The following is a 24472-nucleotide window of genomic DNA, read 5'->3' on the forward strand; positions in this document are numbered from 1 at the left end:
TGGGGGTTCATGCTGCCTCCTACTGACGGGACCAGGGCACGAGACGTCGTTCGAGCACCGTGACCAGGGTCGTGGAGAGGTAGCCCAGCACGGAGATGGTGACGATGCCCACGTACATCTTCGCGACGGCGAACGTCGTCCAGGAGCTCCAGATGAGATAGCCCAGGCCGTTGCGCGACCCGACGAACTCCGAGGCCGCGATGATGACGAACGCGCCGCCGACGGCGAGCTTGAGCCCGGTGAAGATGCTCGGCAGCGCGGCGGGCAGCGCGACCGTCCGCCAGCGCTGGAGCCGGCCCGCCCCGTTGGCGGTCGCCACGTCGAAGTAGATCTGCGGCGTCTGGAGCACGCCGCCCATCGCGTTGTAGAAGACGTAGAAGAACACGCCGATCGCGACGATCACGTACTTGCTCGCCTCGCCGAGGCCGAACACGAGGAGCAGCAGCGGGAAGATCGCGACCTTGGGCACGGGCAGCAGGCTCGCGAAGATCGGCCCGAGGAGCGTGCGCAGGGTCGTGACGGACCCGAGCGCGATGCCCAGGACCAGCCCCGGCACGGCGCCGAGCACGAACCCGATCGCGATGCGCGTGAGCGTGATGCCCGCGTGCTCGAAGAGCTCGCCGCTCCCGACGAGCTGTGCGAACGTCTCGGCGATCGACGACGGCGGCGGGAAGAACCGCGCGTCGAGCACGTTCGTCCGGCTCGCGAGCTCCCACACCGCGAGGAGCAGGAGCGGCGTGAACGGCCCGACGACGCGCACGAAGCGACCCGTGCGCCTGCGGCGCAGCTCCTCGGTCAGCTCGCGCGTGATCTCGGCGGTGCGGTCGGCGCCGTCCCGGGTCCCCTCCGGGGTCCCGCCGCTCGCGGCCGGGCCGGTCGGGCGGGCGGGCGTGCGCTCGTCGGTCGGGGTCGTCATGCGACCGCCTCCCGGGCACCGGCGGCGGAGCGCTCGTCCGCCCCGGACGCGTCGTGAGACTCGGCGTCCTGCGCCTCGGCGTCCCGCAGCAGGCGCCACAGCTCGTACGTGATCTCGCCGTGGCGAGGGTCGCGGCGCAGCTCGAGGATGTCGCGCGGGCGGTCGAACGGGACACGCACGTCGGCGAGGATGCGGCCGGGCCGGGCCGACATGACGACGACGCGGTCCGCGAGCACGAGCGCCTCGTCGACGCTGTGCGTGATGAAGAGCACCGACCGCGACGTCTGGGACCAGATCTTGAGCAGCTCCTGCTGCAGCACGACGCGCGTCTGCTCGTCGAGCGCACCGAACGGCTCGTCCATGAGGAGGGTCGCGCCGTCGTCGGCCAGCGCCCGGGCGACCGACGTGCGCTGCCGCATGCCGCCCGAGAGCTGGTGCGGGTAGAAGCCCCGGAACTCCGTGAGGCCCACCATGTCCAGCAGCGGGGCGACGCGCTCGCGCCGGGCCGAGCGCCGCACGCCCCGCAGGCGCAGGGGGTACTCGACGTTCTGCTCGACCGTGAGCCACGGCAGCACGCCGTGGTCCTGGAAGACGACGGACGGACGGGCCGCCATCGTCACCGTCCCGCGGTCGGCCTCCTCCAGGCCCGCGAGGATGCGCAGGAGGGTGCTCTTGCCGCACCCGGAGGGTCCGAGCACGCAGACGAACTCGTTGTCCTCGATGGTGAGGGACACGTCCTGGAGCGCGACGAGCACGTCGTCGCGGCGACGGTCGTGGAACCCCTTCCAGAGGCCCTCGACGGAGACGGCCGTCACGAGCCGAGCTCCGCGGCCCGCTCGCGCGCCTGCTCGAGGAGGTCGGCGCGGAAGATGCTCTCGACGTCCGCCTCGCCCTCGTACTCGAGCGTCCCGCGCTCGCGGAAGAACTGCTCCTGGGCGTGCACGTCCTCCCAGTCGATCTCGCCCGTCGGGTCCTGCTCCGTGAGCGCGAGCGACGTGAGCGTCTCGACCGGGAGCTCGGTGTACCGCGCGATGATCTCCTGGTTCGCCGGGTCGTCCCAGCCGCCCGCCTCGAGCTCCGCGGCGGCGCGCAGGTAGGCGGCCGTGAACGCGACGACCGCGTCGGGGTGCTCGTCGACGTACTCGGTGCTGAACACCAGGGCGCCGAGCTCGGTGCCCGCGTGGTAGTCGATCGGGAGGATCTCGGACGCGATGCCCTCGCTCTCGAGCGACGACGAGATGGGCTCGATCGACCAGGCGGCGTCCACGGAGCCGCCGACGAGCGCGGGACCGGTCTCCGGCGGGCCGACGTTGACGAGCTCGACGTCGTCGAGCGTGAGGCCCCCGGCCTCCAGCGCCTTGGCCACCGAGTAGATGCCGAAGCCGCCGTCGCCCGGGATCCCGACGCGGCTCCCGGCGACCTGCTCGATCGACGTGATGCCGGAGCCGGCCGCGACGACGAACGGGGCCGGGTTCGGCCCGCTCTCCGGCACGCGCGAGACGCTCGCGATCACCGAGAGCGACGCGCCGGCCTCGGTGGCGTTGAACAGGCCCGCACCCCACGTCGCGCCGCCGGCCGTGACGTTGTTCGTGCTGACGAGCTGGTAGGTCTCGCCGGACGTCCCGCCCTTGGCGAGGAGCTCGACGTCGACGCCCGCCTCCTCGAAGTACCCCTTGTCCTCCGCGAGGAAGAACGGCGCGTAGTCCGCGTAGGGGGAGTAGAGGAACGAGATCTGCGGCGCGGCGTCGTCCCCGCCGCCGGACGGGTCGCTCCCGCCCGCACAGCCCGCGAGGATCCCCGCCGCCGCGACGAGAGAGATGGTGACCGACGAGCGGCGTGAGATGGCCATGAGTCCTCCTGGGGTCTGACACACGAGCAAGCGCTTCGTGATGTGCTTGCCACTATGCGCTAGTGCATCAGTTGGCCCCAGCGTGGTCCCCATCGTCTCGCGTGGTGGGACGACGTAACGCGAAGGAGGCGGAACGGGCATCGCCCTGCCGTGCGCGTGGCCGACCCGCCCGGCCTGCCGCCCTCACGGCTCGAGGACGCGCGCCTTCTGCTCTGCGAGCTCGGCGTCGGTGAGGACGCCCCGGTCCCGCAGCGCGGCGAGGTCGCGCAGCTGCGCGATGCGCACGTCCATGGCGGTCGCGTCGGGCCGGTCGTCGCCGGGCGGGCGGTCGGCGCCCCCGTCGTCGGCGGGCAGCCCGGTCACGGCGCCGAGCACGCCGACGAGGTCCGTGGCCCGCACGCGGTACGTCGTGCTGGTCGCCGGCTGCGCACGACCGACGTCGTCGAGCATCTGCTGCACGAGCGCGCCCACCGGGCCGCGGACGACGAGCTCGACGTCGGGCCGGCCGCCGGGCGCCGCCGTGCGCAGCTCGACGAGGTCGAGCCCCAGCGCCGCGAGCCGCTGGAGCAGCCCGTAGAGCGCGGCCTGGTCGCGGACCCGGGCCTCGAGCCGGGTGCACTCCACGGACCGGCGCACGCCGAGCTCGGCGAGGTCGGGCTCGGGCAGCACCACCGGCCCCAGCACCGTCACCTCGACCAGCGTCGTGCGGTCCATGCGTCCTTCTCCCGGGTCGCCCACGTCGGTCCAGGATGCGGGGGTGCGGGCCCGGGCCGGATCACCCGGCGGGGGTGGCCCGGGACGCCGGTCGGCCGACTACCCCCGACGGGTGAGCACGCGGGCGCCCGCGCCGCTCCACAGTGGGAGCGTCACGGGACCGCCGTGACCCGACACGAGGGGTGCCCGATGGACGGATTCTGGGACTGGTTCTGGCTCATGGTGTGGTGGTTCTTCTTCATCGCCTACCTCGTCGTGCTGTTCCAGATCGTCGCGGACCTGTTCCGCGACAAGACGCTCAGCGGCTGGTGGAAGGCGCTGTGGATCGTCGCGCTGATCGTCGTCCCGTACCTGTCCGCGCTCGTCTACGTCATCGCGCGCGGGCGGGGCATGGCGGAGCGGCACGCGGAGGAGCAGCTGGCGCGCCGCCAGGTCATGGACGACTACGTGCGGGCCACGGCCGGCTCCGGCAGGTCGCCCGCGAGCGAGATCGCCGACGCCAAGGCCCTCTACGACGCCGGAACGATCGACGCCGACGAGTTCGCCCGGCTCAAGGCCCGAGCGCTCGCCTGAGGACGGGCGATGGCCGACCAGACCGCGCCGGGGCGCGACGCGTCCGACGTCGCCGCGCGCCTCGCCGCGCTGGAGCGCGAGAACGCGGAGCTGCGCCGGCGGCTCGAGGAGCGCCCGCCCGCCGCGCCGCCCGGGGGCTCGGACGACGACGCCACCCCGCAGCAGGCGGGTCGGCGACCCCGGCGCGGGCTGCGGGCCGCGGCGTGCGCGGTCCTCATCACGCTCGGGGCGCTCCTCGCGCCGCTCGGCGCGGTCTCGGCGTGGGCGCAGCGCGAGCTCACGGACACCGACCGCTACGTCGCGACGGTCGGTCCGCTCGCGGGCGACCCCGTCGTGCAGTCCGCGGTGGCCGGGCGGCTCACCGAGGTCGTCATGTCGCGCGTCGACGTGGGGGCGCTCGTCGACGACCTCGTCGGCGGGCTCGAGGAGCGCGACGTCCCGCCGCGCGCGACCCAGGCGCTGGCCGCGCTCGAGGCGCCGCTCACGAGCGGCGTCGAGTCGCTCGTGCACGAGACCGCGACGCGGCTCGTGGAGAGCGACGCGTTCGAGGGCGCCTGGCTCCAGGCGAACCGCGTGGCGCACCAGCAGCTCGTCGCCGTGATGCGCGGCGAGGACGGCGACGTCCTCCAGGTGAGCGACGACGGCCGCCTGTCCATCCAGCTCTCCGGGCTGATCGACCTGCTCAAGGAGCGCCTCGTGGACCGCGGCCTGGACCTCGCGGCCCGCATCCCGTCGGTCGACGCGACGTTCACCGTCGCGCAGTCCGCCGAGCTCGTCATGCTCCAGAACCGGTACGCCCAGGTCGTCACGCTCACGACGTGGCTGCCGTGGGTCGTGCTCGGTCTGCTCGCCGCGGGGGTCCTCGTCGCGAACCACCGCTCGCGCGCGCTCGTCGTGGCCGGGCTCGCCCTCACGGGGGCGATGGTCGCGCTGGGCGTCGGGCTCGCCGTCGCGCGGGGCCTGTACCTCGGCGCGCTCTCGGGGCAGGTGGTGCGTCTCGACGCCGCGGAGGTCGTCTTCGACCAGGCCGTCGGCTATCTGCGCCTGACGCTGCGCACCGTCGGCGTGCTGGGCCTCGTGGTCGCGCTCGCCGCGTACGTGGGCGGGCCGAGCGCCTCGGCCCGCAGCCTGCGCGCGGGGCTGGGCCGCGCGGGTGCCGCCGTCCGCGGCTGGGGCGAGGGACGGGGCGTCTCGACGGGTCCTGTCGGCGACTGGCTCGGGCGGCACAAGGCGTTCGTGCGCGTCGTGATCGTGGCGGTCGCCGCGCTCGTCCTGCTCCTGGCGGGCACACCGACGCCCGGCCTCGTCGTCGGGGTCGCGCTTGTCGCGGGCCTCGTGCTCGTCGTCGTCGAGATCCTCGCCCGGCCGCCCGCCGTCGTCGTGCCGCCGGCCGGGCCCGGTCCGGCCTGAGGCCCGTGGCGAGCCCGCGCTCGGCTCGCCCTGCGGTCCGGGGGGCCCGGGAATACCCTGCCCCCATGGCCTCGGTCGAGCCCCGTGCCGAGCCGGAGGACGTCGCGCACGTCACGGACGCCTCCGGCATCTCGCGCGCCCGCACCTCGGTCCCCGAGCTGCCGTCGTCCACGATGGGCCGCCCGGTGGTCGAGGCGCTGGTCGCCGCGGCGGCGACGCGCCGTCTCACCCTGGTGTCTGCCGGCCCGGGCTGGGGGAAGACGACCGCGGCGGCCCGGTGGGCGCACGGCGGCACCGGCCCACGCGTCGCGTGGCTGACGCTCGAGCCGTTCGACGACAAGCCGGCGGCCTTCTGGGCCGACGTGCTCGCCGCGCTGCGGGCGGCCGGGGCGGTGCCGCCGGGACACGCGCTCGAGACCCTCGTCGTGCCGCAGCGCCTCACGCCCGCGCTCCTGCGCCGTGTCCTCGCGGCGATCGAGGCGCTGCCCGAGCCCGTGGTGCTCGTGCTCGACGACTTCCACCACGCCGCGTGCCCCGAGGTCGCGGCCACGGTGGACGACCTGCTGCGCTACCGGCTGCCCCTGCACCTCGTGGTCCTCACGCGCGTCGACCCGCTCCTGCGGCTGCAGCGCCTGCGCGCGCAGGGCGAGATGACCGAGGTCGGTGCGGCCGAGCTCGCGTTCGACGCCCCCGCGGTCACGGCGCTCGCGGCGGCGCAGGGGCGTGCGCTCTCCGGGGACGACGCCGGGCGCGTCGTGGGCGCGACCGGCGGCTGGGCCGTCGGGGTGCGGCTGCGTGTGGAGGAGCACGACGCCGCGAGCCGGGCGCGCGCCGCACGCTCGGCGGCGGAGTTCCTGCTCGCGGAGGTCCTCGACAGCCAGGGGCCCGAGGCCCGGCGGTTCCTCCTGCGCACGAGCGTGGCGTCGGCGGTGTGCCCCGACCTCGCGGCCGTCCTCGACCCGGGGGCGCCGACGGACCGGCTGCTCCCGGGCTTGGCCGCGGCGGACGGGTTCGTCATGACGTCGGGCGGCCGACGCACCTGGTACCGCTACCACCCGCTGCTGCGCGAGATGCTCCTGCACCAGCTGCGGTCCGAGGACCCGGCGGGCCTGCGCGAGGCGCACCGGGCCGCGGCGCGCTGGTTCGCGCAGGACGGTCAGGCGCTGCGCGCGCTCGAGCACGCGGCGGACGCGGAGGACTGGCCGTTGCTCGGCGAGGTGTTCGTCGAGGGGGCGGCCGCGGAGCTCGCGGGGCCGCACCGCGAGAGCGTCGCCCAGGTCCTGCGGCGCGTGCCGTACGCCGCCCTGCGACCCGACGCCCGGCTGCACCTGTGCGCGGGCGCGCTCGCGTCCGTCGACGAGCGGCTCGACGCCGTCCGGCTCCACCTCGAGCGGGCGCGGCACCTCCTCGCCGTCGCCGCGGAGCCGGCTGCCGACCCGGCGGCGGCGGTGCTCCTCGAGCTGCTCGCCGCCTCGGCCGCACGCACGACGGGCGACGTGCGCAGCCTCGCGACAGCGGCGGGCGCCGCGCTCGCCGCGGCGGACGCCGTGCCGTACCCGTTCCCCGCCCTCGAGACGTACCGGGGCCTCGCGCGGGCGCACCGCGCGGCGGGCCTCGCCTGGTGCGCGGTGGGCCCCGAGCCGGGGTCGGAGAGGGCGTCGGGGACCGCCGCCGCTCCGGGTGGCCGGTCCTGGCCCGCCCCGCAGCTCTACGCCCTCGGAGCGCGCGCCGCCGCGGCGCTGCTCGCCGTCGCGGCGGGTCGGCTCGACGCGGGGGACGCCGCCGCGCGCGCCGTGCTGGTCGAGGCCGAGCGGCGCGGCTGGGACGGGTACGCGCACGTGCGTCCCGCGCACGCGGCGCGCGCGTGGGTGCGCTACCTCCGGGCGTCGGACGACGGGCTCGACCGGCACCTCGCGCACGCGCTCGCGGCGGACGCCGGTGGTCGCGAGCCCGCGTCGGAGGCCGCCGTCCGGCTGCTCCAGGCGCTCGTCGCCGCGGACCGTGGGCACGCGCGGGCCGCGCGGCAGGCGCTCGTCGCCGCGGACCGCGCCCTGGGGCGGTCGGCGACGCCCCCCGTGCTCGCGGACCTGTGGGTGCGCGCCACGGCGGCCGCCCGCCGGGTCGACGACGGCACGGGCCCGGCGCTCGGCGCGCGCGTCGCGCGGGAACGGCTGGGGAGCGCCGCGGTGGTCGCGGTGTGCGGCGCGCGCGAGCTCCTGGCCGCGGGTCGCACCGGGGCGGCGGAGCGCGCCGTCGCGGACCTCGGGGACACGCCGGGGGAGGAGGCGGACGTCGTCGTGCGGGTGGAGGCGGCGCTCGTCGTGGCGTCCGCGCTCGCGCGGGCGGGCACACGCCGCGTCGACGCCCCGCTCGGGCGCGCCCTCGAGCTGGCCGCAGCGGAACGGGTCGTCCGGCCGTTCCTCGCGGTCCGGGGCACCGAGCTCGACGAGCCGCTCGCGCGCGCGGCCGCGCGCCGCGACGACGCGCTCGGCGAGCTGCTGCGCGCCCACCTCGACCCTCCGGGCCGGGCGCCGGAGCCGGTCCCGCTCGTCGAGCCGCTCACCGAGCGCGAGCTCGCGGTCCTCGCCGTCCTGCCGTCCATGGCGAGCAACGCCGAGGTCGCGGCCGACCTCTTCGTGTCGGTCAACACCGTCAAGGCCCACCTGAAGTCGGTCTACCGCAAGCTCGGCGTCGGCTCGCGGCGCGAGGCGGTGCGGCGCGGCCGCGAGCTCGGCGTCGTGCCCTGACGGGTCTTCCGAGGAGACGCCCTCAGGCGCGGCGCCGGTCGACCGTCCGCAGCACGAGCTTTCCGAGCTCGACGAGGACGAGGAACGCGAGCGCGACGAGCGCGCACACGCCCCACTGGCCGCCGTCGAGGTCGACGGTGCCGAAGATCCGCTGCAGCCCGTCGAGCGTCGTCACGAGGAACGTCAGCCCGAGCGACGCGAGCAGGAGCACGACGAACCGGCCGTTCGCGAGCGTCTCGGAGGACAGGATGCTCGCCCGCGGGTCGCGCCACTCCAGCGCGGCGACGACGTGCAGGAGCGACATCGCGGTGAGCCCCATCGTCGTCGCGACGGCGAGGTCGGCGTCGGCCTCGCCCCACGCGACGGCGACGAGCGTGCCGACGGCGATGAGCACGCCCCCGACGGCGAGCCGCACGCCGAGCGCGCGCCCGATGACCGGCTCCGTGGGCGGGCGGGGTCGGCGCCGCATGAGCCCGGGCGTCGCGGCGTCGAAGCCGAGGCCGATCGCGAGCAGCACGTCGATCGCGAAGTTGACCCAGAGGATCTGCAGCGGCGTGAGCGGGGTGCCGCCGGCCACGGTGAAGATGCCCGCGCCGACGAACGTGAGGATGAACCCGACGAGGACGACCATCTGGAAGCGGATGTACTTCATGAGGTTGTCGTAGAGACCACGGCCGCCCTCGACCGCCGCCACGATCGTGGCGAAGTTGTCGTCGGTGAGGATCATCTCGGCGGCGTCCTTGGTCACCTCGGTGCCCGTGATCCCCATCGCGACGCCGATGTCCGCGCGCGTCAGGGCGGGGGCGTCGTTCACGCCGTCGCCCGTCATCGCGACCACGTCGCCCGTCCGCTTGAGCACGTCGACGAGCCGCACCTTGTCCTCCGGCGCCACGCGCGCGACCACACCGATCTCGCCGACCTCCGCCTCGAGCTGCGCGTCGGACATCGCGGCGAACTCGGCGCCCGTGAGCGCGCGCCCCTCGATGCCGAGCTGCCCGGCGATCGCCGCGGCCGTGGTGACGTGGTCGCCCGTGATCATCCGCACGCGGATGCCGGCGTCGCGGCACTCGGCGATGGCGTCGCGCGCCTCGCGGCGCGGTGGGTCCACGATCCCGACGAGCGCGAGGAGCTCGAGGTCGCGCACCGCGGCGAGCAGGTCGCCCGCGAGCTCGTCGCGCGCGACGGTGCGGCGCGCGACGGCCAGCACGCGCATGCCCTCGCCCGCGAGCGCGTCGTTCTCCGCGAGGACGCGCGCGCGGCCCTCGTCGTCGAGGGGCGCCGACCCGCCGTCGGCCGTCAGGTATCGCGCCGAGCGGGCGAGCAGCACGTCCGGGGCGCCCTTGACGAAGCACACGAGCTCGCCGTCGATCTCGTGGAACGTCGCCATGAGCTTGTACGCGGCGTCGAACGGGACCTCCGCGACGCGCGGGTGCTCCGCGCGCGTCTCCTCGACGTCGAGCCCGGCCTTCGCCGCGAGGACGACGACCGCGCCCTCCGTGGGGTCGCCCAGGCACTCGCCGTCGCGCACGACGGCGTCGCTCGCGAGCGCCAGCGGGAGCGCGACCGGTTCGAGCGGGACGTCGGTCGAGCCGGCCGCCGCGAGGATGCGGCCGGTCGTGGAGTACCCCTCGCCGTCGACGGAGAACCGGCGCCCGGCGAGCACGAGCCGGCGCGCGGTCATCTGGTTGAGCGTGAGCGTCCCGGTCTTGTCGGAGCAGATCGCCGACGTCGACCCGAGCGTCTCGACGGACTTGAGGCGCTTGACGATCGCGCCCTCCTCGGCGAGCCGCCGCGTGCCGAGCGACAGGAGCATGGTCACGACGGCGGGCAGACCGGTCGGGATGGCGGCGATCGCCAGGCTGATCCCGACGACGAAGAGGCTGTCGAAGTCCTCGCCGCGCACGAGCCCCAGCACGACGACCACGACGAGGGCGACCGCCGCCATGACCGTGATGATCACCGTGATGCGGTCGAGCTGACGCGTGAGCGGCGACCTGTCCTGCTCGACGCCGCTGAGCATCCCGGAGATGCGGCCCACCTCGGTCGTCATGCCGGTGGCGGTCACGACCATCTCGCCGCGCCCGCGCGTGACCTGGGAGTTCATGTACGCCATGTCGGTGCGGTCGCCGAGCGGGGCGTCGTCCGCCGCGACCGCCGCGACGCCCTTCGCGACGGGCGTGCTCTCGCCCGTGAGCCCGGCCTCCTCGATCTCCAGCGACGCGGCGACGAGCAGCCGCCCGTCCGCGGGGATCTTGCCGCCCGCCTCGAACCCGACGACGTCGCCCGGCACGAGCTCCTCCGCGGGCACCTGCTCCTGGCGCCCGTCGCGGCGCACGGTGGCCGTCATGACGAGCATCTGCTGGAGCGCCGCGACGCTCTGGGCCGCCTTGCCCTCCTGGTGCAGGCCCATGAGCGCGTTGAGGACGGTGAGGGCGAGCACGACGACGCCGGTCGTCACGTCGCCGAGCGCGATGATGCTCACGACCGCGGCACCGACGAGGACGAGCTGCATGAGGTCGCGGTACTGGCGCAGGAACGCCTGCCACGGCCGCTCCTTGCGCTCCTGCGCGAGCGCGTTCGGCCCGTAGCGGGCGCGCCGCTCCGCGACCTGCGCCCTCGTCAGCCCGACGGCCGGGTCGACGTCGAGCGCGGCGCACACCGCCTCGGGCGGCGCCGTGTGCCAGGGGCCCGTGGGGGCCGGTGCCTGCTGTCGGGGGATCGGTGCAGCCGTCATCCTCGGCTCCTCTCGGGCGCTCGTCCCACGGTCGCAGCGGTGCGCGCGCGCGAGCCTCACCCGGCGGGGGTGAACGCGGGGCGTCAGCCGCGCGACCCCACGAGCCCGCTCTCGTACGCGACGATCACGGCCTGCACGCGGTCGCGCACGCCCAGCTTGGCCAGCAGGTTGCCGACGTGCGTCTTCACGGTCGTCGCGGACAGCACGAGGCGGTCGGCGATCTCGGCGTTCGACATCCCCTCGGCCACGCACCGCAGGACGTCGAGCTCGCGCGGCGTGAGGGAGCGCAGCCGGGGATCGAGGCCGTCGTCGACGGCCGGTCGCTCGCCCGTGGGCAGGTGCGGCGCGAAGAGGTCGAGCATGCGGCGCAGCACGCGGGGCGCGACGACCGAGCTCCCCGCCGCGACCGTGCGGATCGCCTCGACGAGCTCGTGCGGGCGCGCGTTCTTCAGCAGGAACCCGCTCGCCCCGGAGCGCAGCGCGGCGAACGCGTGCTCGTCGACGTCGAACGTCGTGAGCACGAGGACGCGCGTCCCGGGGTGCTCGGCGACGACGCGCCGGGTCGCCTCGATGCCGTCCATCCCGGGCATCCGGACGTCCATGACGACGACGTCGGGGGCGAGGGCCGCCACCTGGTCGAGGGCCACGCGCCCGTCGGAGGCCTCGCCCACCACCTCGAGGTCGGGCTCGGACTCGATGACGAGCCGGAAGCCCATCCGCAGCAGCGCCTGGTCGTCGACGAGCAGCACGGTCGTCACGGTCGTCCTCCTTCGTCGTCGTGCACGTCGCGGTGCGGGTGCTCCAGCCCGAGGGCGCTCCGGGCACGGCCCTCGCCCGGGTCGCAGGGCAGGACGACGTGCACCGCCCAGCCACCGCCCGGCCGCGGGCCGGCCTCGACGACGCCGCCGAGCAGCGCGGCGCGCTCGCGCATGCCCACGATGCCGCGCCCGCTCCCGCCCCCGGTCCCCGGGCGCGTGCCGCCGTCGTCGCGGACGTCGATCTCGACCGCGCGCTCGGTGCGACGCACGACGACCTCGGCCGCGGGGGTCCCGGGCGCGTGCCGGAGCACGTTGGTCAGGGCCTCCTGGACGATGCGCACGGCCCCGAGGCGCAGCGACGTGTCCGCGGGGAGCGCGACGTCGAGGCCGGTCGCGGCGACGGGCACGCCCGCGGCGCGGAACCGCGCGACGACGGCGGCGAGGTCCGTCCCCGTCGGCTCGACCGGGGTGCCGGACCCGTCGCCGCCCTCCTCGGGGTCGAGCGCGCCGAGGACGCGCTGCATGTCGGCCAGCGCGTCGCGTCCCGTGCGGGACAGCTCGTGCAGCGCCTCGCGCGAGCGGTCGGGTGCCCGGTCGAGCGCCGCGCCCGCGCCGTCGGACAGCGCGACCATCACGGACACGCTGTGCGCGACGACGTCGTGCATCTCGCGCGCGATGCGCGCCCGCTCGGCGGCCCGGGCGAGCGCCGCGCTCTGGTCGCGGTCGCGCGCCAGGGCGCGGTAGCGCGCGACGAGGTCCTCGTCGTGCAGCCGGCGCGCCCGCACCCCCGAGCCGGTGGCCATCCCCAGCAGGAGGAGCGCGACGAGGAGGAAGACCGACGCCGAGCGTCTGCCGGGGGAGAAGGGCGGTTGCGCGAGGTCGCGCACCGGGTCGCCGTCCGGCAGGACGACCGGGTCGCTCCACAGGAGCATCTCGGCGAGCCCGATGTCCTGCCTCCACCACAGCGCGGCCACGACGACGGCGAGCACCGCCCCGCACACGACCCACGCCGTGCGGGGCGGGCGCTCGGCGGCGACGGCGTGCACCGCGCACGCGAGGCACACGCCGAGCACGCCGAGCACGCCCGCCGTCGCGAGCGAGACGACGGCCAGGATCGTGAGGGCCGCCGTGACGGTCAGCGGGCGCGACCGCCGGAGCAGGAGCAGAGCCGCCCCGAGGGCGGCGCCGACGAGCCAGGTCGTGACGACCACCTGCGCCACGGGCTCGTCGGCGTGGAACAGCCCCAGCCCGGTGGAGCCCTCGACGGTCATGAGCGCGACCGCCGCCGTGACGAGCCCGAGGAGCGCGACCCCGCCCGCGAGCGCGAGGTCGGCCGCCCACGGGTGCCGCGCGAGCACGCGGCCCACGGCGCCGCGCCGTCGGACGTCGGGCTCCGCGCGCGGTCCGCCGTCGTGCGCCCCGGGCGCGGGCGGGAGGGCGAGGGGCGGGGTGGGCACGCGCCTACTCTCCCATCGTCCGCCGCGCGGCACGTCAGGCGACGTCATGGCGCCGCAGCCGGTGCGCCGCCGCCGCGAGCAGCGCGGCGGCCCACGCCGCGAGGACGAGCCCCCCGCCCCACGTGCCGAGGTGCGGGCCCAGCGTCGTCGCGTCGAGCGCGGCGAGCCGGGCGTCGTCCTGCAGCAGGCGCGCCCCTGCCCCGGGGAGGAGCGCGCGTGCCGTGTCCGCGACCCGACCCGGGTTCGTCGCGAGCACGTGGTCGAGCACGACGAGCAGCACGACCCCGCCCACGAGCGCCCCGTCCGGTCGCCGCACGAGCGACCCCAGGCCCAGGCCCACGAGGGCGACCCCGGTCAGGTAGAGCACGAAGCCCCCGAGGACGCGCAGCGTCTCCCGGTCCGCGAGGTCGAGCACGAGCGCGGCGTCGGCGCGCTGCGCGGCGGTCGCGGCGAGCGCCGCGCCCAGCGCGAGGGCCGCGACGGCGAGCGCAGCCGCCGTCGTCACGAGCGCCTGCGCCGCGAGCACGGGCAGGCGGCGGGGGACCGCGACGAACGTCACGCGCGCGGTGCCGGTCCGGAACTCCCCGGCGCCGACGCCCGCGCCGAGCACGAGGAAGCCGAGCTGGGCGAGCACGGACCCCGCGACGGCGAGCGGCGCCCCCGACGACCCGGCGTCGGGCCGGGCGAACGCGCCCAGCGCCCACGCCGTCCCCGCCGCCGCGGCGACGGTCGCGAGCGCGAGCCAGGCCGTCGAGCGCAGGCTCGTCAGCTTGTCCCGCTCCGCGGCGATCACCCGGAGCAGGGTCACCTGCGGACGGTCCGGCGCGGGCGCGGTGCGGGTCGGCGCGGGGTCCGTCGGGGGGATCGTCGCCGCCACGTCAGACCACGTCCCGCGTGCGCAGGCGGACGGCGGCCAGGGCGAGCGGCACGACGACCCACGCCGCCAGGACGAGCCCGCCGCCGACGGCGCCCAGGTCGGGCGCGCCCTCGACGGCACCCTCGCCCGTGAGCAGCGACGCCGCCCCGGTGGGCAGGAACGTGACCACCGTGTTCACCGCGGCCTGCGCGGACGAGACCCCCGCGGGCGCGGCGAGCGGGTCGCCCGACAGGTCGGCCGCGAGGACGAGCGCGACGGGCAGGACGAGCACGACGAGCACCGCGGCGGTGACGGCGGGCACGGGGCGCCGCACCAGCGCCCCGATCGCGAGGCCGAGCAGGGCCATGCCGGCGAGCAGGAGCGTCATCCCGACGAGGACCTGCGGCGTGCCGTCGCCGCCGAGGTCGAGCGCGAGGTCGCGCGAGCGCGCCGACGGCAGCAGCGCGAGCACCGCCGCCGCGACCGCCACCACCGCGGTGAGCAGCGCGAACGCGGCGGTCGCCGCCGTCTGCCCCACGAGCACCGGCCAGCGCCGCGGCTCCGCGACGAACGTCGTGCGGAACGTGCCGGTGCTGTGCTCGCCCGTCCCGACGAGGACGCCGAGGACGAGCGGCGGCACCTGGGCGAGCAGGAGGCCCGACGAGAGCGAGCCGAGCGGGTCGAACCCCGGGTCCCCGGACGACGCCTGCGCCGAGAGGTACGTCAGCACGGCCGAGACGGCGACGGTGAGCGCGGCCGCCCACCACGACGAGCGCAGGCTCGTGAGTCTCGTCCACTCCGCGGCGACGGCGCGGGGGAGCGTCGGGCCACCGGCGCTCGCGGGCCGTGGCGCTGCCGGGTGCGCACGTCGCGACGTCGCGGTCGGTGCGGTCCGGGCGGGAGGGGCGGTCATCGGGCACCTCCGGCGGACGCGAGGCCGGTCTCGCCCGCGGCGCGGCCGCGGTACTGGACGGCGTCGGCGGTGAGCCGCAGGTACGCGTCCTCGAGCGAGCCCGCCTCGCCCGCGAGCTCCGACACCGGCGCGTCGGCGAGCAGCCGGCCCTGGCCGATGACGACGACGCGGTCGGCGCACAGCGCGAGCTCGTGCATGAGGTGGGACGACAGCAGCACCGTGCGGCCCTCGGCCGCGAGGCCGCGCACGAGACCGCGCACCCACAGCACGCCGTCGGGGTCCAGGCCGTTGACGGGCTCGTCGAGGATGAGCGTCCCGGGGTCGCCGAGGAGCGCGCCCGCGATGCCGAGACGCTGGCCCATCCCGAGCGAGAACGTGCCCGCACGCCGCCCCGCGACGCTCTCGAGGCCCGTCATCCCGATCACCTCGTCCACGCGTGCCCGCCCGATCCCGTGCGTGCGGGCGAGCGCCGTCAGGTGGCGGAACGCCGTGCGGCCGGGGTGCACGGAGCGGGCGTCGAGCATGACCCCGACGGCGCGCAGCGGTGCCGGCAGGTCCGCGTACCGGCGGCCGTCGACGGTCGCCGTGCCGGAGGTCGGCCGCTCCAGCCCGACGACGACGCGCATCGTCGTCGACTTCCCGGCGCCGTTGGGGCCGAGGAAGCCCGTCACGGTCCCGGGCCGCGCCGTGAACGTCAGCCCGTCCACCGCCGTCGTGGGTCCGTAGCGCTTCGTCAGCGCCTCCACCTGGATCATCGGTCCTCCCGTCGTCCGCGGGCCCGGTCGTCGGGCACCGCCGTCGTCGACGCTACGGAGACCCGCGGGGGCACCGGCTCGGGCGGTCGGCCGAGATCCGCGACCGCTCCGCCTCCTCCTCGGGGAGGAGGAGGTCGTGCCGGGGTGGGACGGGCGCCGCCCGCGCGACCGTGGACGATCAGGCGGTGCCTGCGGCCACGCGGACGCCCGCACCCCAGCCCGGGGCCAGTCCGCCGTCGGGCGGCACGTGGTCGGCCCCGAGCCCCGCCCGGACGAGGGACCACGCGACGAGCGAGTTCGAGTTCCACATCTCGCTCGCACCGGGCGGGCGACGGCCCCACGTGAGCGGCGGGGCGCCACGCACGGCGCGCAGGAGCCGCCCGACCGCGGCGGGGTCGCTCGTGACGACGACGGGCGGCCCGACGGCGTGCTCCCGGTCGGGGATCGCGCCGTGCGGCCAGCAGCGCACCTCGTACCGGAACCAGCGGGAGCGCCCGAGCGGCCGCAGGCCCACGGGACCGGTCACGACGACGCCCCGGTCGACCGGCGGGCCGCCCCACGCGGGGGTCATCTCGACGACGTACGGCACCCCGTCGCACCGCAGCCCCAGCGCCGCGTGGAACAGCGGGCGGGGACGCCGTCGTGCGCGGAGCGCGGCGGCACGCTCCCACGCGGCGCTCGTGCGACGCACGACGTGGCCCCCGGCCCCCACGGGCAGCCAGAGGAGCTCCGCCCGGTCGCTGCCGCCGGGCGTGGTCGCGGTCACGCCCCGACGCTACGGCACGCGAACCCGGACGGGACCGGTAGGCTCGGGGGCATGCTTCCGGCGTGAGAGCGCCGGCGGGATCCGAATGAGACAGCGGATCGAGAGGCCCCGTCGCTCCACACGACGGGGCCTCTCGCTGTCCCGGTGCGTCCTGCCGCCCGCCCGGGCGCCGTGCCTCAGCGGACGGGGGAGGGCCCGGCGTCCGCGCGCGGCAGGAACGGCTCGAAGATCGCGGCGACCGCCGCGGCGGCCCCGGCGGCGTCCTGCCGTGCGACGGCCTCGACCAGCTCGTGGTGGTGACGGTGCGCCGTCTCGTCGTCCGCGTTCTCCTCGTCGCGCATGTGCACGGTGAAGACGTCGAGCATGCTCGAGTAGAGGGTGACGTAGAGCGGGTTGTGCGTCGCGGCCACGATCGCGCGGTGCAGGTCGAGGTCGGCGCGCGCGCGGGCGTCGCGGTCGTCGGCCTCCCCGGCCGCCTCCCGCCGGTCGCGCAGCTCGCGCAGGTGCTCGACGTCGTCGTCCGAGCGGCTCGCCGCGGCGAGCGAGGCGGCGGTGCTGTCGAGGGCGAGCCGCAGCTCGAGGTAGTGCCGGCGGCTGCCGCCCGCGAGCTGGCGCTCCAGGGTGCCGGTCAGCTCGGAGCGGGAGATGACGAACGTGCCGCGGCCCTGCTCGCGGCGCAGCAGCCCGGCGTGCACGAGCGACTGCAGCGCCTCGCGCACGGTGTTGCGCCCGACGCCGAACTCCGCCACGAGGGCGGCTTCGGTGGGGATCCGCTCGCCGACGGCCCACCGGCCGGAGACGATCTCGTCCCGGAAGCGCGCGGCGGCCTGGTCGATGAGGCCTACTCGACGCATCGGTCCGGCTGTGCCAGACTGCTCCAGATTCATCCCATGATCCCATCATCCGCCGACCTCAGTGTGGAGTCTAGCGTGGCGACCCTCTCTCCCTCCCGGCCGCGGCTGCGCCCCGGACGCCTGACGCTCTGGGCGGGCGTCGCCGTCGCGCTGACGGCGGTCAACCTCCGGACGGCCGTCACCGGGTTCACCCCGCTCCTCGAGATCGTCGGCGCCGACCTCGGCTTCGGTGTGGCCGTCGCGGGGCTGCTCGGCACGGTGCCCGCGGCGTCGTTCGCCGTGTTCGGGTTCCTCGCGCCCGCCGTGACGCGGCGGTTCGGCCTGGAGCGCACGGCCACCGTGGCGCTCGGGCTCACCGCGCTGTCGCTCCTGCTGCGCGCCCTGTCCCCGACGACGACCGTGCTCGTGCTCTCCACGGTGCTCGCGCTCGCGGGCATCGGGGCGGCCAACGTCGTGATCGTGCCGCTGGTGAAGGCCTGGTTCTCCGACCGGCTCGCCCTGTGGACCTCGCTCTACCTCCTCCTCCTGCAGACGGGGCAGTTCGTCGCCCCGCTGCTCGCGGTCCCGGTCGCCGAGGCCGGCACCTGGCGGCTGTCGGTCGGGATCTGGGCCGGGCCGGCCGCGGTCGCCGCGGTCGTCTGGCTCCTCCTCGCGCTCCGGCTCCCCGCCGACCACCACGCGCCCGCCCCGGTCGCGGTCGCCGGCGAACGGCTCCGGGTCGGCCGGTCGTCCACCGCGTGGGGTCTCGTCGGCCTCTTCGCCATGATGTCGCTGTCGAACTACGCGATCATCACCTGGGTGCCGGCCGTCCTCACCGACGCCGGGGGCAGCGCGGCGCTCGGCGGCTCCATGGTCGCGCTGTACTCGGCGTGGGGCGTGCTCGCAGCCCTCGTGGTGCCCCAGGTCGCCACCCGGATGGCCAACCCGTTCGTCGTCGTGGTCGCGTGCTCGGTGGTGCTGGTCGCCGGGTACCTGGGCCTCCTGCTCTCCCCGCTCGACGGCACGGTGGTCTGGGTGTGCGCGCTCGGCATCGGGGTGAGCACGTTCCCCCTGTGCATGACGCTCATCAACCGGCGCACGCGGACGGCGCAGGCCGCGTCGGCCGTGTCCGGCTTCGTCCAGGGCATCGGGTACGGGCTCGCCTGCTTCGGGCCCCTCGGCCTCGGCCTGCTGCGCGAGGCGACCGGTTCGTGGTCCGTCCCGCTCGTCGTGCTCGCCGCGACCGCCGTCCCCGGGGTCGTGGCCGGCTGGTTCGCCTGCCGACCCCGCTTCGTCGACGACGCCGTCGTGGTCGCCGACCGCCCGGCGGACGACGTGGAGGACCGCGCGTCCGGCGCATGAAGCCGCGCGCGGGCTCGGGGCGGCGCCCGGCCGACGCGCCGCGGCAGGTCCCGGCCCGTACGGTCGGACGATGACCGACCCGCGCGACCGGCCGTACGTGGCCGGCCTGCTCGTCCTGACCGTGGCGACGGGCGTCGTCGACGCGGTGAGCTACCTCGCGCTCGACCAGGTGTTCACCGGCAACATGACGGGCAACGTGCTCTTCGTCGGGTTCGCCGCCGCCGGTGCGGGCGGGATCCCGCTGCTCAACAACGTCGTCGCGCTCGTCGCCTTCGTCCTCGGCGCCGCCCTGTGCGGGGTGCTGCTCCGCGGGGGCGCCGACGGCGCGCGGATGCCGCGGCGCGCGCTCGGCGTGCTCGCCGGGGGAGCGGTGCTCGTGGTCGCGGGCGGCGCGCTCTGGCTCGCCGTCGGGCGCCTGCCCGCTGCGGGGGTCCTGGCCCTCACCGCCGCCCTCGCGCTGGTGATGGGTGCCCAGGCGGTCGCCGCGCGGGGCGCCCACGTCCAGGACGTCTCGACCGTCGTCGTCACCACGACGCTCGTGAACCTCGCCCTCAGCAGCCCGCTCGCGGGCGGGTCCGGAGAGGGCGCGGCCCGACGCGCGGGGGCCGTGCTCGCGATGGGCACGGGCGCGGCCGTCGGCGCCGTCGTCGTGCGGTCGTGGTCCGGTGCGGCCGGCCTGCTGCTGGCGGGCGTCCTCGTCGCGGTCGGCACGACGACGCTCGCCCTGGCCCGCCGCCACGACGCCGTGGCGCCGCGCTGACGCGCCCGACGGGCGCGCCGGGCGGTCGGCGGCGCTCCGGCTGCCGTCCCGCGGTCCCGCGGCTAGCCTCGCGGGACGGCACCCTCGGAGGGAGAGCGGGATGAGCCAGGGACGAGTGGTCGTGGTCACCGGCGCGGCGCGCGGGATCGGGCGCGCGACGGCGGTCGCGTTCGCGCAGGCGGGCTACCGGGTCGCCGGCCTCGACATCGCGACCGTCGCGAGCCGCGCGCTCGAGTACGAGCCCGCGAGCCCGGACGACCTCGCGCGGACCGGCGAGCTCGTGGAGGAGGCCGGGGCGTCGTGGCTGCCGCTGGTCGCCGACCAGCGCGACCTCGCTGCCGTGCGCGCAGCCCTCGAGGTGGTCGTCGAGCGGTTCGGCGGCCTCGACGTCGTGTTCGCCAACGCCGGGATCCAGGGCTTCGCCTCGGTCCTCGACATGAGCGACGAGCTCTGGCGCGACACGATCGACGTCAACCTCACCGGCACCGCGAACGTGCTGCGCGCCGCGGCGCCGCTCCTCGTCGAACGGGGTGGCGGACGGATCATCCTCACCTCGTCGACGCAAGGACAGCACGGCACCCTCGAGGGCAGCGCGTACTCCGCGTCGAAGTGGGGGCTCATCGGCCTCATGAAGTCCGCGGCGCTCGACCTCGGCCCCCACGGGATCACCGTCAACGCCGTGATCCCCGGCCTCGTCGATACCGTCCTGACCCGGCACGAGGACCGGTACGCCCAGGCCCTGGAGTCGTCGGGGGCGTCGCCCACCGGCGACGTCGCCCGCGACGAGCGGGCCGCCGCAGCGGGGCTGGCGAGCAAGCTCCCCCTCGGGGTGCCGTGGCTCGCGCCGGAGGACGTCGCACCCGCCGTCGTCTTCCTCGCCTCGCCGGAGGCGTCCATGATCAGCGGCACGAGCCTCGCCGTCACCGGTGGCGACAGCGCCAACGTCACGGCCTGAGCCGACGGGTCGACGGCGTGCCCGGCCGCGGCGGGGAAGTGGCCTCAGGTCCCGAGGCGGTCGCGCCTGAGGCGGTGGAGCGCCGGGTGAGGCCGCCCGGGCGGCAGGGACGGCGCGTCCGACGGATGCGGGACGGTGCGCCTCAGGACCAGCGTGGGCGGCATGCCTGCCATCGACCTCCAGCCGCCCGTCCCCGTCCGCACGGCCCGCCGCACCGGCACCGCGGTGCTGAGCGCCGGCGCGCTCGTCGCCCTCGCCGCGTGCGCGGGGGTCGCGGACCCGATCGATCCGTCCGTCGCCGACCGCACGTATCTCGGGCTGCCCGCCGAGGGCGGGGAGGTGCACCCGTGGTCGGACGCCGACACACCGGAGGTCGGCTACGCGCGGGGCGGCGAGCCGCAGACCGTGAACGTCGTGACGTTCGGGTCGAGCTCGTGCCCGCTCGTCCCCGTCGACTACACGTGGGACGCCGAGGACCGCGAGCTGAGCTTCCTCCTCGGCCGTCGTGCGGGCACCGACGAGCGTCCCTGCACCCTCGACACCGCGCCGTCGACGAGCGTCGTCGTCGTCCCCGGCCTGCCTGCCGACGAGCCCGTGACGGTCGTCACCACGGGTGAGGACGTCGTCCTCCCCACGGGACGGTGACGCACCGCTCGCACGCGCCGGGAAGCACGACGAAGGCCCCTGGTCTGCGTCTCCGCAGGCCAGGGGCCTTGATCGTGGTGTCCGGAGGGGGACTTGAACCCCCACGCCCGATAAAGGGCACTAGCACCTCAAGCTAGCGCGTCTGCCATTCCGCCACCCGGACGAGTGGACCTTCCCGGCGTTTCCGCCGTTCGGGTGCGGGGAAAAACATAGCACGGTTCGGGGGTGGTCCTCACATCGCCGTCACGGCCCGGACCAGGGCTGCGACCTCGACCTCGACCTCCGTCGAGGCCGCGCGCGGCGCCCGGCGTGCGGGGGCGACCTGGGGCACACTGGGCGGATGGTGGCCACGACGCGACGGAGGCACGCGTGACGGACGAGCAGCGACCCGCAGCAGGCCCGGCACCGACACCTCGGCCGGGGTCCGGCTCCGACCGTTCGGCGGCGTCGGTCAAGCACCTCGCCGGGGCGTCGAGCGCGGCGCGCAAGGTCGCCGGGGCGCGTCGCAACCCGTCGGTGGTGGGGTACGACGAGACCGTGCCCGCCTGGCTGCGCACCACCGCGGGCTGGTCGTGGCGGCTGCTCATGATCGTCGCGGCGGTCGCGCTCGTCTTCTTCGCGACGGCGCAGGTGCAGCTCGTGTTCGTGGCGGTCTTCCTCGCGCTCGTCATCACGTCGGTCCTGCGGCCGGTCACCGACTTCTACGGCCGGATCATGCCGCGCGGCCTGGCCACGGGGCTCGCGATCCTCACGGCACTGCTCTTCTTCGCCGGCCTGCTGACCTACGTCATCACGTCGGTCGCAGGCCAGTGGCAGAGCCTCGCGGAGCAGTTCGACCAGGGCATCGAGCAGATCTTCGACTTCCTCGAGAACGGGCCCCTGCCGGTCACGATCACGGCGGACGACGTCAACGGCTGGATCGACAACGGCCGCCAGTGGCTGACGGAGCACGGCGGCGACATCGCGAGCCAGGCCGCGGCGAGCGCCGGGTCGGTCTTCGAGGCGTTCGCGGCGATCGCGCTCGCGATCTTCTGCACGGTGTTCTTCCTCGCCCGCGGCAAGGACATGTGGACGTGGTTCCTCAACCAGCTCCCGTCGCGCTCGCGCGACAGCTGGAAGATCGCGGGCGGCGCCGGCTGGTACACCTTCTCCGGCTACGCGCGCGGCACGGTGATCATCGCGCTCGTCGACGGCATCCTCGCGGGGATCTTCCTCGCGATCCTCGGCGTCCCGCTCGCGGCCCCGCTCGCCGTCCTCGTCTTCATCGGGGCCTTCATCCCCATCATCGGCGCCCCGCTGGCGATGATCATCGCCGCGATCGTCGCGCTCGCGGCCAAGGGCTTCCTCATCGCGCTCATCGTGACGATCGGCATCGCGCTCATCGGGCAGTTCGAGGGCCACGTGCTGCAGCCGCTCGTCATGGGCAAGCAGGTGTCGCTCCACCCGGTGGTCGTCGCGATCGCCGTGACGGCCGGCACGCTGCTCGCGGGGATCCTGGGCGCGGTCGTCTCCGTGCCGCTCGTCGCGGTCGCGTGGTCGGTGTTCTCGCACCTGCGGCACAAGGACCCACCCATGGAGGACGAGCTGCCGACGGCGAAGGAGATCGCCCTCGGGGACGTCGGGCCGGGCGTCACGCCGCCCCCGGAGAGCGCGACGAGCTGACCGCCCGCGAGGGCTCGGGGCGCGGTCACCTCGGGACGGCGGAGACCCCGTCGTCGAGACGGACCGAGACGTGCACGGTGTCCCCGACGCCCTTGCCGGTCGCCGCCCGCACCGAGCGCAGCACGGCGAGCAGGTGCGGGCCGCCGTAGGCGACGAGCGACGCGTGGTACGCGACGTCGTCGACCGCCGCGAGCACCGGGACCCGGCCGCGCGTCCCGAACAGGTCGACGACGTCGACGGGGAGCGCGACGAACGCTCCCGACCGTGTCCCGGCGGCGACCACCTCGGCGTCGAACTCCACCGGGCCGGGGTCCGTCCACGTGGGCATGGCGTCGACCGTAGCGGAGAGTGCGCGCCCGGGGAACAGGCCGCCCGGGTGGCTCCCGGGCGACGCCGTCACCGGCCCCGGACCCGGGCGTCCGAGGGTCGGTGCGCGGCCCGGCGCCGGACGAGCGTCACGACGACCGCGGCAACGGCCAGCAGCGCCGGCGCCACGAGCGACGCACCGGCGAGGAGCAGCAGCACGCCCGTGAGGACGGCCGCGACCGCGGCGAGCCACCAGCCGGGAGTGCGTCGGGGGAGCAGGCGCAGCGCCGCCACCATGCCCAGGGCGTAGACGGCCACCATGCTGCTCGTGTGGACGCGCACGAACGGCTCGAGGTCGAGCCCCGTCGCGACGAGCACGGCGAGGTAGCCCGTCGCCAGCCCGAGCGTGACGGCCAGCGCGCGACGCGGAACGCCCCCACGGCCCGAGAGCGCGGCCAGGGGACGAGGGAGGTCCCCGTCGCGAGCGAGCGCCTGCCCGAGGTTCGCGAACGCGGCGAGGTACGCGGTGAGCACGCCGGACGTGACGACCGCGGCGACGACCCCCACGAGCACCGGGCCCGCGCCGGGGGCGCCGACGCGCGCGAGGTCCAGGAGCGCGACCGTCCCCGTCCCCGCGCCCGTCCCGAGCACCCCGACCGTCGTGACCTGGAGCGCGAGGTACGCGACGCCCACCACCACGAGCGCCACGCCCGTCGCGGCGGGGATCGTGCGCCGGGGGTCGCGGAAGTCGGCCGAGACGTGCGTGCCGACCTCCCACCCGGCGAACGCCCACACGAACAGGCTCACGGCCGAGCCCACGCCGGACCACCCCTCGCTGAGGAACGGCGTGAAGCGCTCGGCGCTCGCGGCCGGCGCCGCCGCGGCGACCACCACGACGACCGCCGCGAGCAGGAGCGTCGTCAGGCCGAGCTGGACGGCGCCCGCCACGCGCACGCCGAGGCCCACCGCGAGCGCGGGCACGACGACGAGCGCGACCGCCACGACGGGCACGGCCCCGCGGTCCGCCCCGACGACGGCGACGACGTACTCGGCGCCGAGCACCGCGACGACGGGGACGCCTGCGCACACGCCGAGGTAGAACCAGTACCCGGTGGCGCGGGCCGCCGTCGGGCCGAGCGCCGTGCGCACCGCGCTCGCGACACCGCCCCGGTCCGGGTGCCGCGCCGCGAGCGCGGCGAACGTCCCCGCGAGTGGCACGCTCGCGACGAGGACGAGCGCGACGGCGAGCACGGACGCGGGCCCGGCGACGCGGGTCGCGAGCCCTGGCAGCGCGAGGACGCCGGTGCCGAGGACGCTCGCGACGTAGAGCGCGCTGCCGCGTGCGAGGCCCAGCGTGCCCGCCGGTGCCGGTGCCGGTGCGAGGGGTGCGGGAGGACGGCCCGGTCCGGGAGGGGCGGCCGGGCGGCCCGGCAGGTCGGGTCGGGCCGTCGTGCGAGAGGTCGTCGGGTCCACGCGCCCTACCCTGGCAACGACGCCGAGG

At 76.2% G+C, this 24472-nt stretch carries 22 protein-coding genes and 1 tRNA gene; 8 read left to right on the forward strand and 15 right to left on the reverse strand.

Annotated features, from left to right (window positions below; translation table 11 throughout):
* Window positions 1-19: 19 nt before the first annotated feature.
* From AC3WT4_RS16460 to AC3WT4_RS16475, 4 genes are all read right to left on the reverse strand, one after another.
* Entirely contained in the window at window positions 20-916 is an 897-nt protein-coding gene (locus tag AC3WT4_RS16460; protein WP_083385070.1) for an ABC transporter permease, read from the reverse strand.
* Window positions 913-1731, reverse strand: a complete 819-nt coding sequence (locus AC3WT4_RS16465) for an ABC transporter ATP-binding protein (RefSeq protein ID WP_074806857.1) — start codon at window positions 1729-1731, stop codon at window positions 913-915. Before AC3WT4_RS16465 ends, AC3WT4_RS16460 begins: the two co-directional genes overlap by 4 nt.
* Entirely contained in the window at window positions 1728-2765 is a 1038-nt protein-coding gene (locus AC3WT4_RS16470) for an ABC transporter substrate-binding protein (RefSeq protein ID WP_083385069.1), read from the reverse strand. Before AC3WT4_RS16470 ends, AC3WT4_RS16465 begins: the two co-directional genes overlap by 4 nt.
* 183 nt (window positions 2766-2948) lie before the next feature.
* Window positions 2949-3479 (reverse strand): DUF8691 family protein, encoded by a 531-nt coding sequence (locus tag AC3WT4_RS16475; RefSeq protein ID WP_492315951.1) that lies wholly within the window; start codon window positions 3477-3479, stop codon window positions 2949-2951.
* Between the two features lie 189 nt (window positions 3480-3668).
* On the opposite strand from AC3WT4_RS16475, the gene AC3WT4_RS16480 reads away from it, so the two are divergent.
* The 3 genes from AC3WT4_RS16480 (at window position 3669) to AC3WT4_RS16490 (ending at window position 8209) form a co-directional block, all read left to right on the forward strand.
* A complete protein-coding gene (locus AC3WT4_RS16480) occupies window positions 3669-4052 on the forward strand; it encodes an SHOCT domain-containing protein (protein ID WP_074806851.1) in 384 nt (127 codons plus the stop codon).
* 9 nt (window positions 4053-4061) lie between these two features.
* Window positions 4062-5462 (forward strand): hypothetical protein, encoded by a 1401-nt coding sequence (locus AC3WT4_RS16485; RefSeq protein ID WP_492315952.1) that lies wholly within the window; start codon window positions 4062-4064, stop codon window positions 5460-5462.
* Window positions 5463-5527: 65 nt separating this feature from the next.
* A complete protein-coding gene (locus tag AC3WT4_RS16490) occupies window positions 5528-8209 on the forward strand; it encodes a winged helix-turn-helix domain-containing protein (protein ID WP_492315953.1) in 2682 nt (893 codons plus the stop codon).
* Window positions 8210-8231: 22 nt separating this feature from the next.
* On the opposite strand, the gene AC3WT4_RS16495 is transcribed toward AC3WT4_RS16490, so the two are convergent.
* From AC3WT4_RS16495 to AC3WT4_RS16530, 8 genes are all read right to left on the reverse strand, one after another.
* The gene (locus AC3WT4_RS16495) at window positions 8232-10943 is read right to left on the reverse strand and encodes a cation-translocating P-type ATPase (protein WP_492315954.1); all 2712 of its coding nucleotides are present in this window, start codon (window positions 10941-10943) and stop codon (window positions 8232-8234) included.
* An 83-nt stretch (window positions 10944-11026) separates the two neighbouring features.
* Complete coding sequence (locus AC3WT4_RS16500; protein WP_492315955.1) at window positions 11027-11701, reverse strand: response regulator; 675 nt, start codon at window positions 11699-11701, stop codon at window positions 11027-11029.
* Entirely contained in the window at window positions 11698-13158 is a 1461-nt protein-coding gene (locus AC3WT4_RS16505) for a sensor histidine kinase (protein WP_492315956.1), read from the reverse strand. The genes AC3WT4_RS16500 and AC3WT4_RS16505 overlap by 4 nt, the downstream gene beginning before the upstream one ends.
* Before the next feature lie 34 nt (window positions 13159-13192).
* The gene (locus AC3WT4_RS16510) at window positions 13193-13966 is read right to left on the reverse strand and encodes a hypothetical protein (RefSeq protein ID WP_492315957.1); all 774 of its coding nucleotides are present in this window, start codon (window positions 13964-13966) and stop codon (window positions 13193-13195) included.
* A 70-nt stretch (window positions 13967-14036) separates the two neighbouring features.
* Window positions 14037-14927: a hypothetical protein gene (locus AC3WT4_RS16515; RefSeq protein ID WP_492315958.1), complete on the reverse strand. Its 891-nt coding sequence runs from the start codon at window positions 14925-14927 to the stop codon at window positions 14037-14039.
* Entirely contained in the window at window positions 14924-15682 is a 759-nt protein-coding gene (locus AC3WT4_RS16520) for an ABC transporter ATP-binding protein (RefSeq protein ID WP_074806831.1), read from the reverse strand. The genes AC3WT4_RS16515 and AC3WT4_RS16520 overlap by 4 nt, the downstream gene beginning before the upstream one ends.
* A 178-nt stretch (window positions 15683-15860) precedes the next feature.
* Window positions 15861-16448: a hypothetical protein gene (locus AC3WT4_RS16525; RefSeq protein ID WP_074806827.1), complete on the reverse strand. Its 588-nt coding sequence runs from the start codon at window positions 16446-16448 to the stop codon at window positions 15861-15863.
* A 176-nt stretch (window positions 16449-16624) separates the two neighbouring features.
* Window positions 16625-17302: a FadR/GntR family transcriptional regulator gene (locus AC3WT4_RS16530; RefSeq protein ID WP_108046932.1), complete on the reverse strand. Its 678-nt coding sequence runs from the start codon at window positions 17300-17302 to the stop codon at window positions 16625-16627.
* 75 nt (window positions 17303-17377) lie between these two features.
* Between AC3WT4_RS16530 and AC3WT4_RS16535 the strand changes: the two genes are divergently transcribed.
* The 4 genes from AC3WT4_RS16535 to AC3WT4_RS16550 all read left to right on the forward strand — a co-directional run bounded on the left by AC3WT4_RS16535 (window position 17378) and on the right by AC3WT4_RS16550 (window position 21003).
* On the forward strand, window positions 17378-18643 hold the full coding sequence (locus AC3WT4_RS16535; RefSeq protein ID WP_167405649.1) for an MFS transporter: 1266 nt from the start codon (window positions 17378-17380) through the stop codon (window positions 18641-18643).
* A gap of 70 nt (window positions 18644-18713) precedes the next feature.
* Window positions 18714-19403 (forward strand): YoaK family protein, encoded by a 690-nt coding sequence (locus AC3WT4_RS16540; protein ID WP_074806817.1) that lies wholly within the window; start codon window positions 18714-18716, stop codon window positions 19401-19403.
* A gap of 100 nt (window positions 19404-19503) precedes the next feature.
* Window positions 19504-20358 carry an SDR family NAD(P)-dependent oxidoreductase gene (locus tag AC3WT4_RS16545; protein ID WP_108046930.1) on the forward strand — a complete coding sequence of 285 codons (855 nt, stop codon included), beginning with the start codon at window positions 19504-19506 and terminating at the stop codon, window positions 20356-20358.
* Between the two features lie 162 nt (window positions 20359-20520).
* Window positions 20521-21003, forward strand: a complete 483-nt coding sequence (locus AC3WT4_RS16550) for a hypothetical protein (RefSeq protein ID WP_146177617.1) — start codon at window positions 20521-20523, stop codon at window positions 21001-21003.
* A 75-nt stretch (window positions 21004-21078) separates the two neighbouring features.
* On the opposite strand, the gene AC3WT4_RS16555 is transcribed toward AC3WT4_RS16550, so the two are convergent.
* Window positions 21079-21166, reverse strand: a tRNA-Leu gene (locus AC3WT4_RS16555).
* 353 nt (window positions 21167-21519) lie between these two features.
* Between AC3WT4_RS16555 and AC3WT4_RS16560 the strand changes: the two genes are divergently transcribed.
* On the forward strand, window positions 21520-22665 hold the full coding sequence (locus AC3WT4_RS16560; protein WP_400111344.1) for an AI-2E family transporter: 1146 nt from the start codon (window positions 21520-21522) through the stop codon (window positions 22663-22665).
* Window positions 22666-22690: 25 nt separating this feature from the next.
* On the opposite strand, the gene AC3WT4_RS16565 is transcribed toward AC3WT4_RS16560, so the two are convergent.
* Entirely contained in the window at window positions 22691-22993 is a 303-nt protein-coding gene (locus AC3WT4_RS16565; RefSeq protein ID WP_074806810.1) for a DUF1905 domain-containing protein, read from the reverse strand.
* A 68-nt stretch (window positions 22994-23061) separates the two neighbouring features.
* Window positions 23062-24444, reverse strand: a complete 1383-nt coding sequence (locus AC3WT4_RS16570; protein ID WP_286185594.1) for an APC family permease — start codon at window positions 24442-24444, stop codon at window positions 23062-23064.
* Window positions 24445-24472: the final 28 nt, after the last annotated feature.

The sequence above is a fragment of the Cellulosimicrobium sp. EB106-03-01-XG111 genome (genome assembly GCF_058792115.1).

Bases quoted from the DNA above. Each gene is read 5' to 3' on its own strand.
- AC3WT4_RS16460 (WP_083385070.1), bottom strand. From the start codon at position 916: ATGACGACCCCGACCGACGAGCGCACGCCCGCCCGCCCGACCGGCCCG.
- AC3WT4_RS16470 (WP_083385069.1), bottom strand. From the start codon at position 2,765: ATGGCCATCTCACGCCGCTCGTCGGTCACCATCTCTCTCGTCGCGGCG.
- AC3WT4_RS16475 (WP_492315951.1), bottom strand. From the start codon at position 3,479: ATGGACCGCACGACGCTGGTCGAGGTGACGGTGCTGGGGCCGGTGGTG.
- AC3WT4_RS16480 (WP_074806851.1), top strand. From the start codon at position 3,669: ATGGACGGATTCTGGGACTGGTTCTGGCTCATGGTGTGGTGGTTCTTC.
- AC3WT4_RS16485 (WP_492315952.1), top strand. From the start codon at position 4,062: ATGGCCGACCAGACCGCGCCGGGGCGCGACGCGTCCGACGTCGCCGCG.
- AC3WT4_RS16490 (WP_492315953.1), top strand. From the start codon at position 5,528: ATGGCCTCGGTCGAGCCCCGTGCCGAGCCGGAGGACGTCGCGCACGTC.
- AC3WT4_RS16495 (WP_492315954.1), bottom strand. From the start codon at position 10,943: ATGACGGCTGCACCGATCCCCCGACAGCAGGCACCGGCCCCCACGGGC.
- AC3WT4_RS16515 (WP_492315958.1), bottom strand. From the start codon at position 14,927: ATGACCGCCCCTCCCGCCCGGACCGCACCGACCGCGACGTCGCGACGT.
- AC3WT4_RS16520 (WP_074806831.1), bottom strand. From the start codon at position 15,682: ATGATCCAGGTGGAGGCGCTGACGAAGCGCTACGGACCCACGACGGCG.
- AC3WT4_RS16530 (WP_108046932.1), bottom strand. From the start codon at position 17,302: ATGCGTCGAGTAGGCCTCATCGACCAGGCCGCCGCGCGCTTCCGGGAC.
- AC3WT4_RS16540 (WP_074806817.1), top strand. From the start codon at position 18,714: ATGACCGACCCGCGCGACCGGCCGTACGTGGCCGGCCTGCTCGTCCTG.
- AC3WT4_RS16545 (WP_108046930.1), top strand. From the start codon at position 19,504: ATGAGCCAGGGACGAGTGGTCGTGGTCACCGGCGCGGCGCGCGGGATC.
- AC3WT4_RS16550 (WP_146177617.1), top strand. From the start codon at position 20,521: ATGCCTGCCATCGACCTCCAGCCGCCCGTCCCCGTCCGCACGGCCCGC.
- AC3WT4_RS16565 (WP_074806810.1), bottom strand. From the start codon at position 22,993: ATGCCCACGTGGACGGACCCCGGCCCGGTGGAGTTCGACGCCGAGGTG.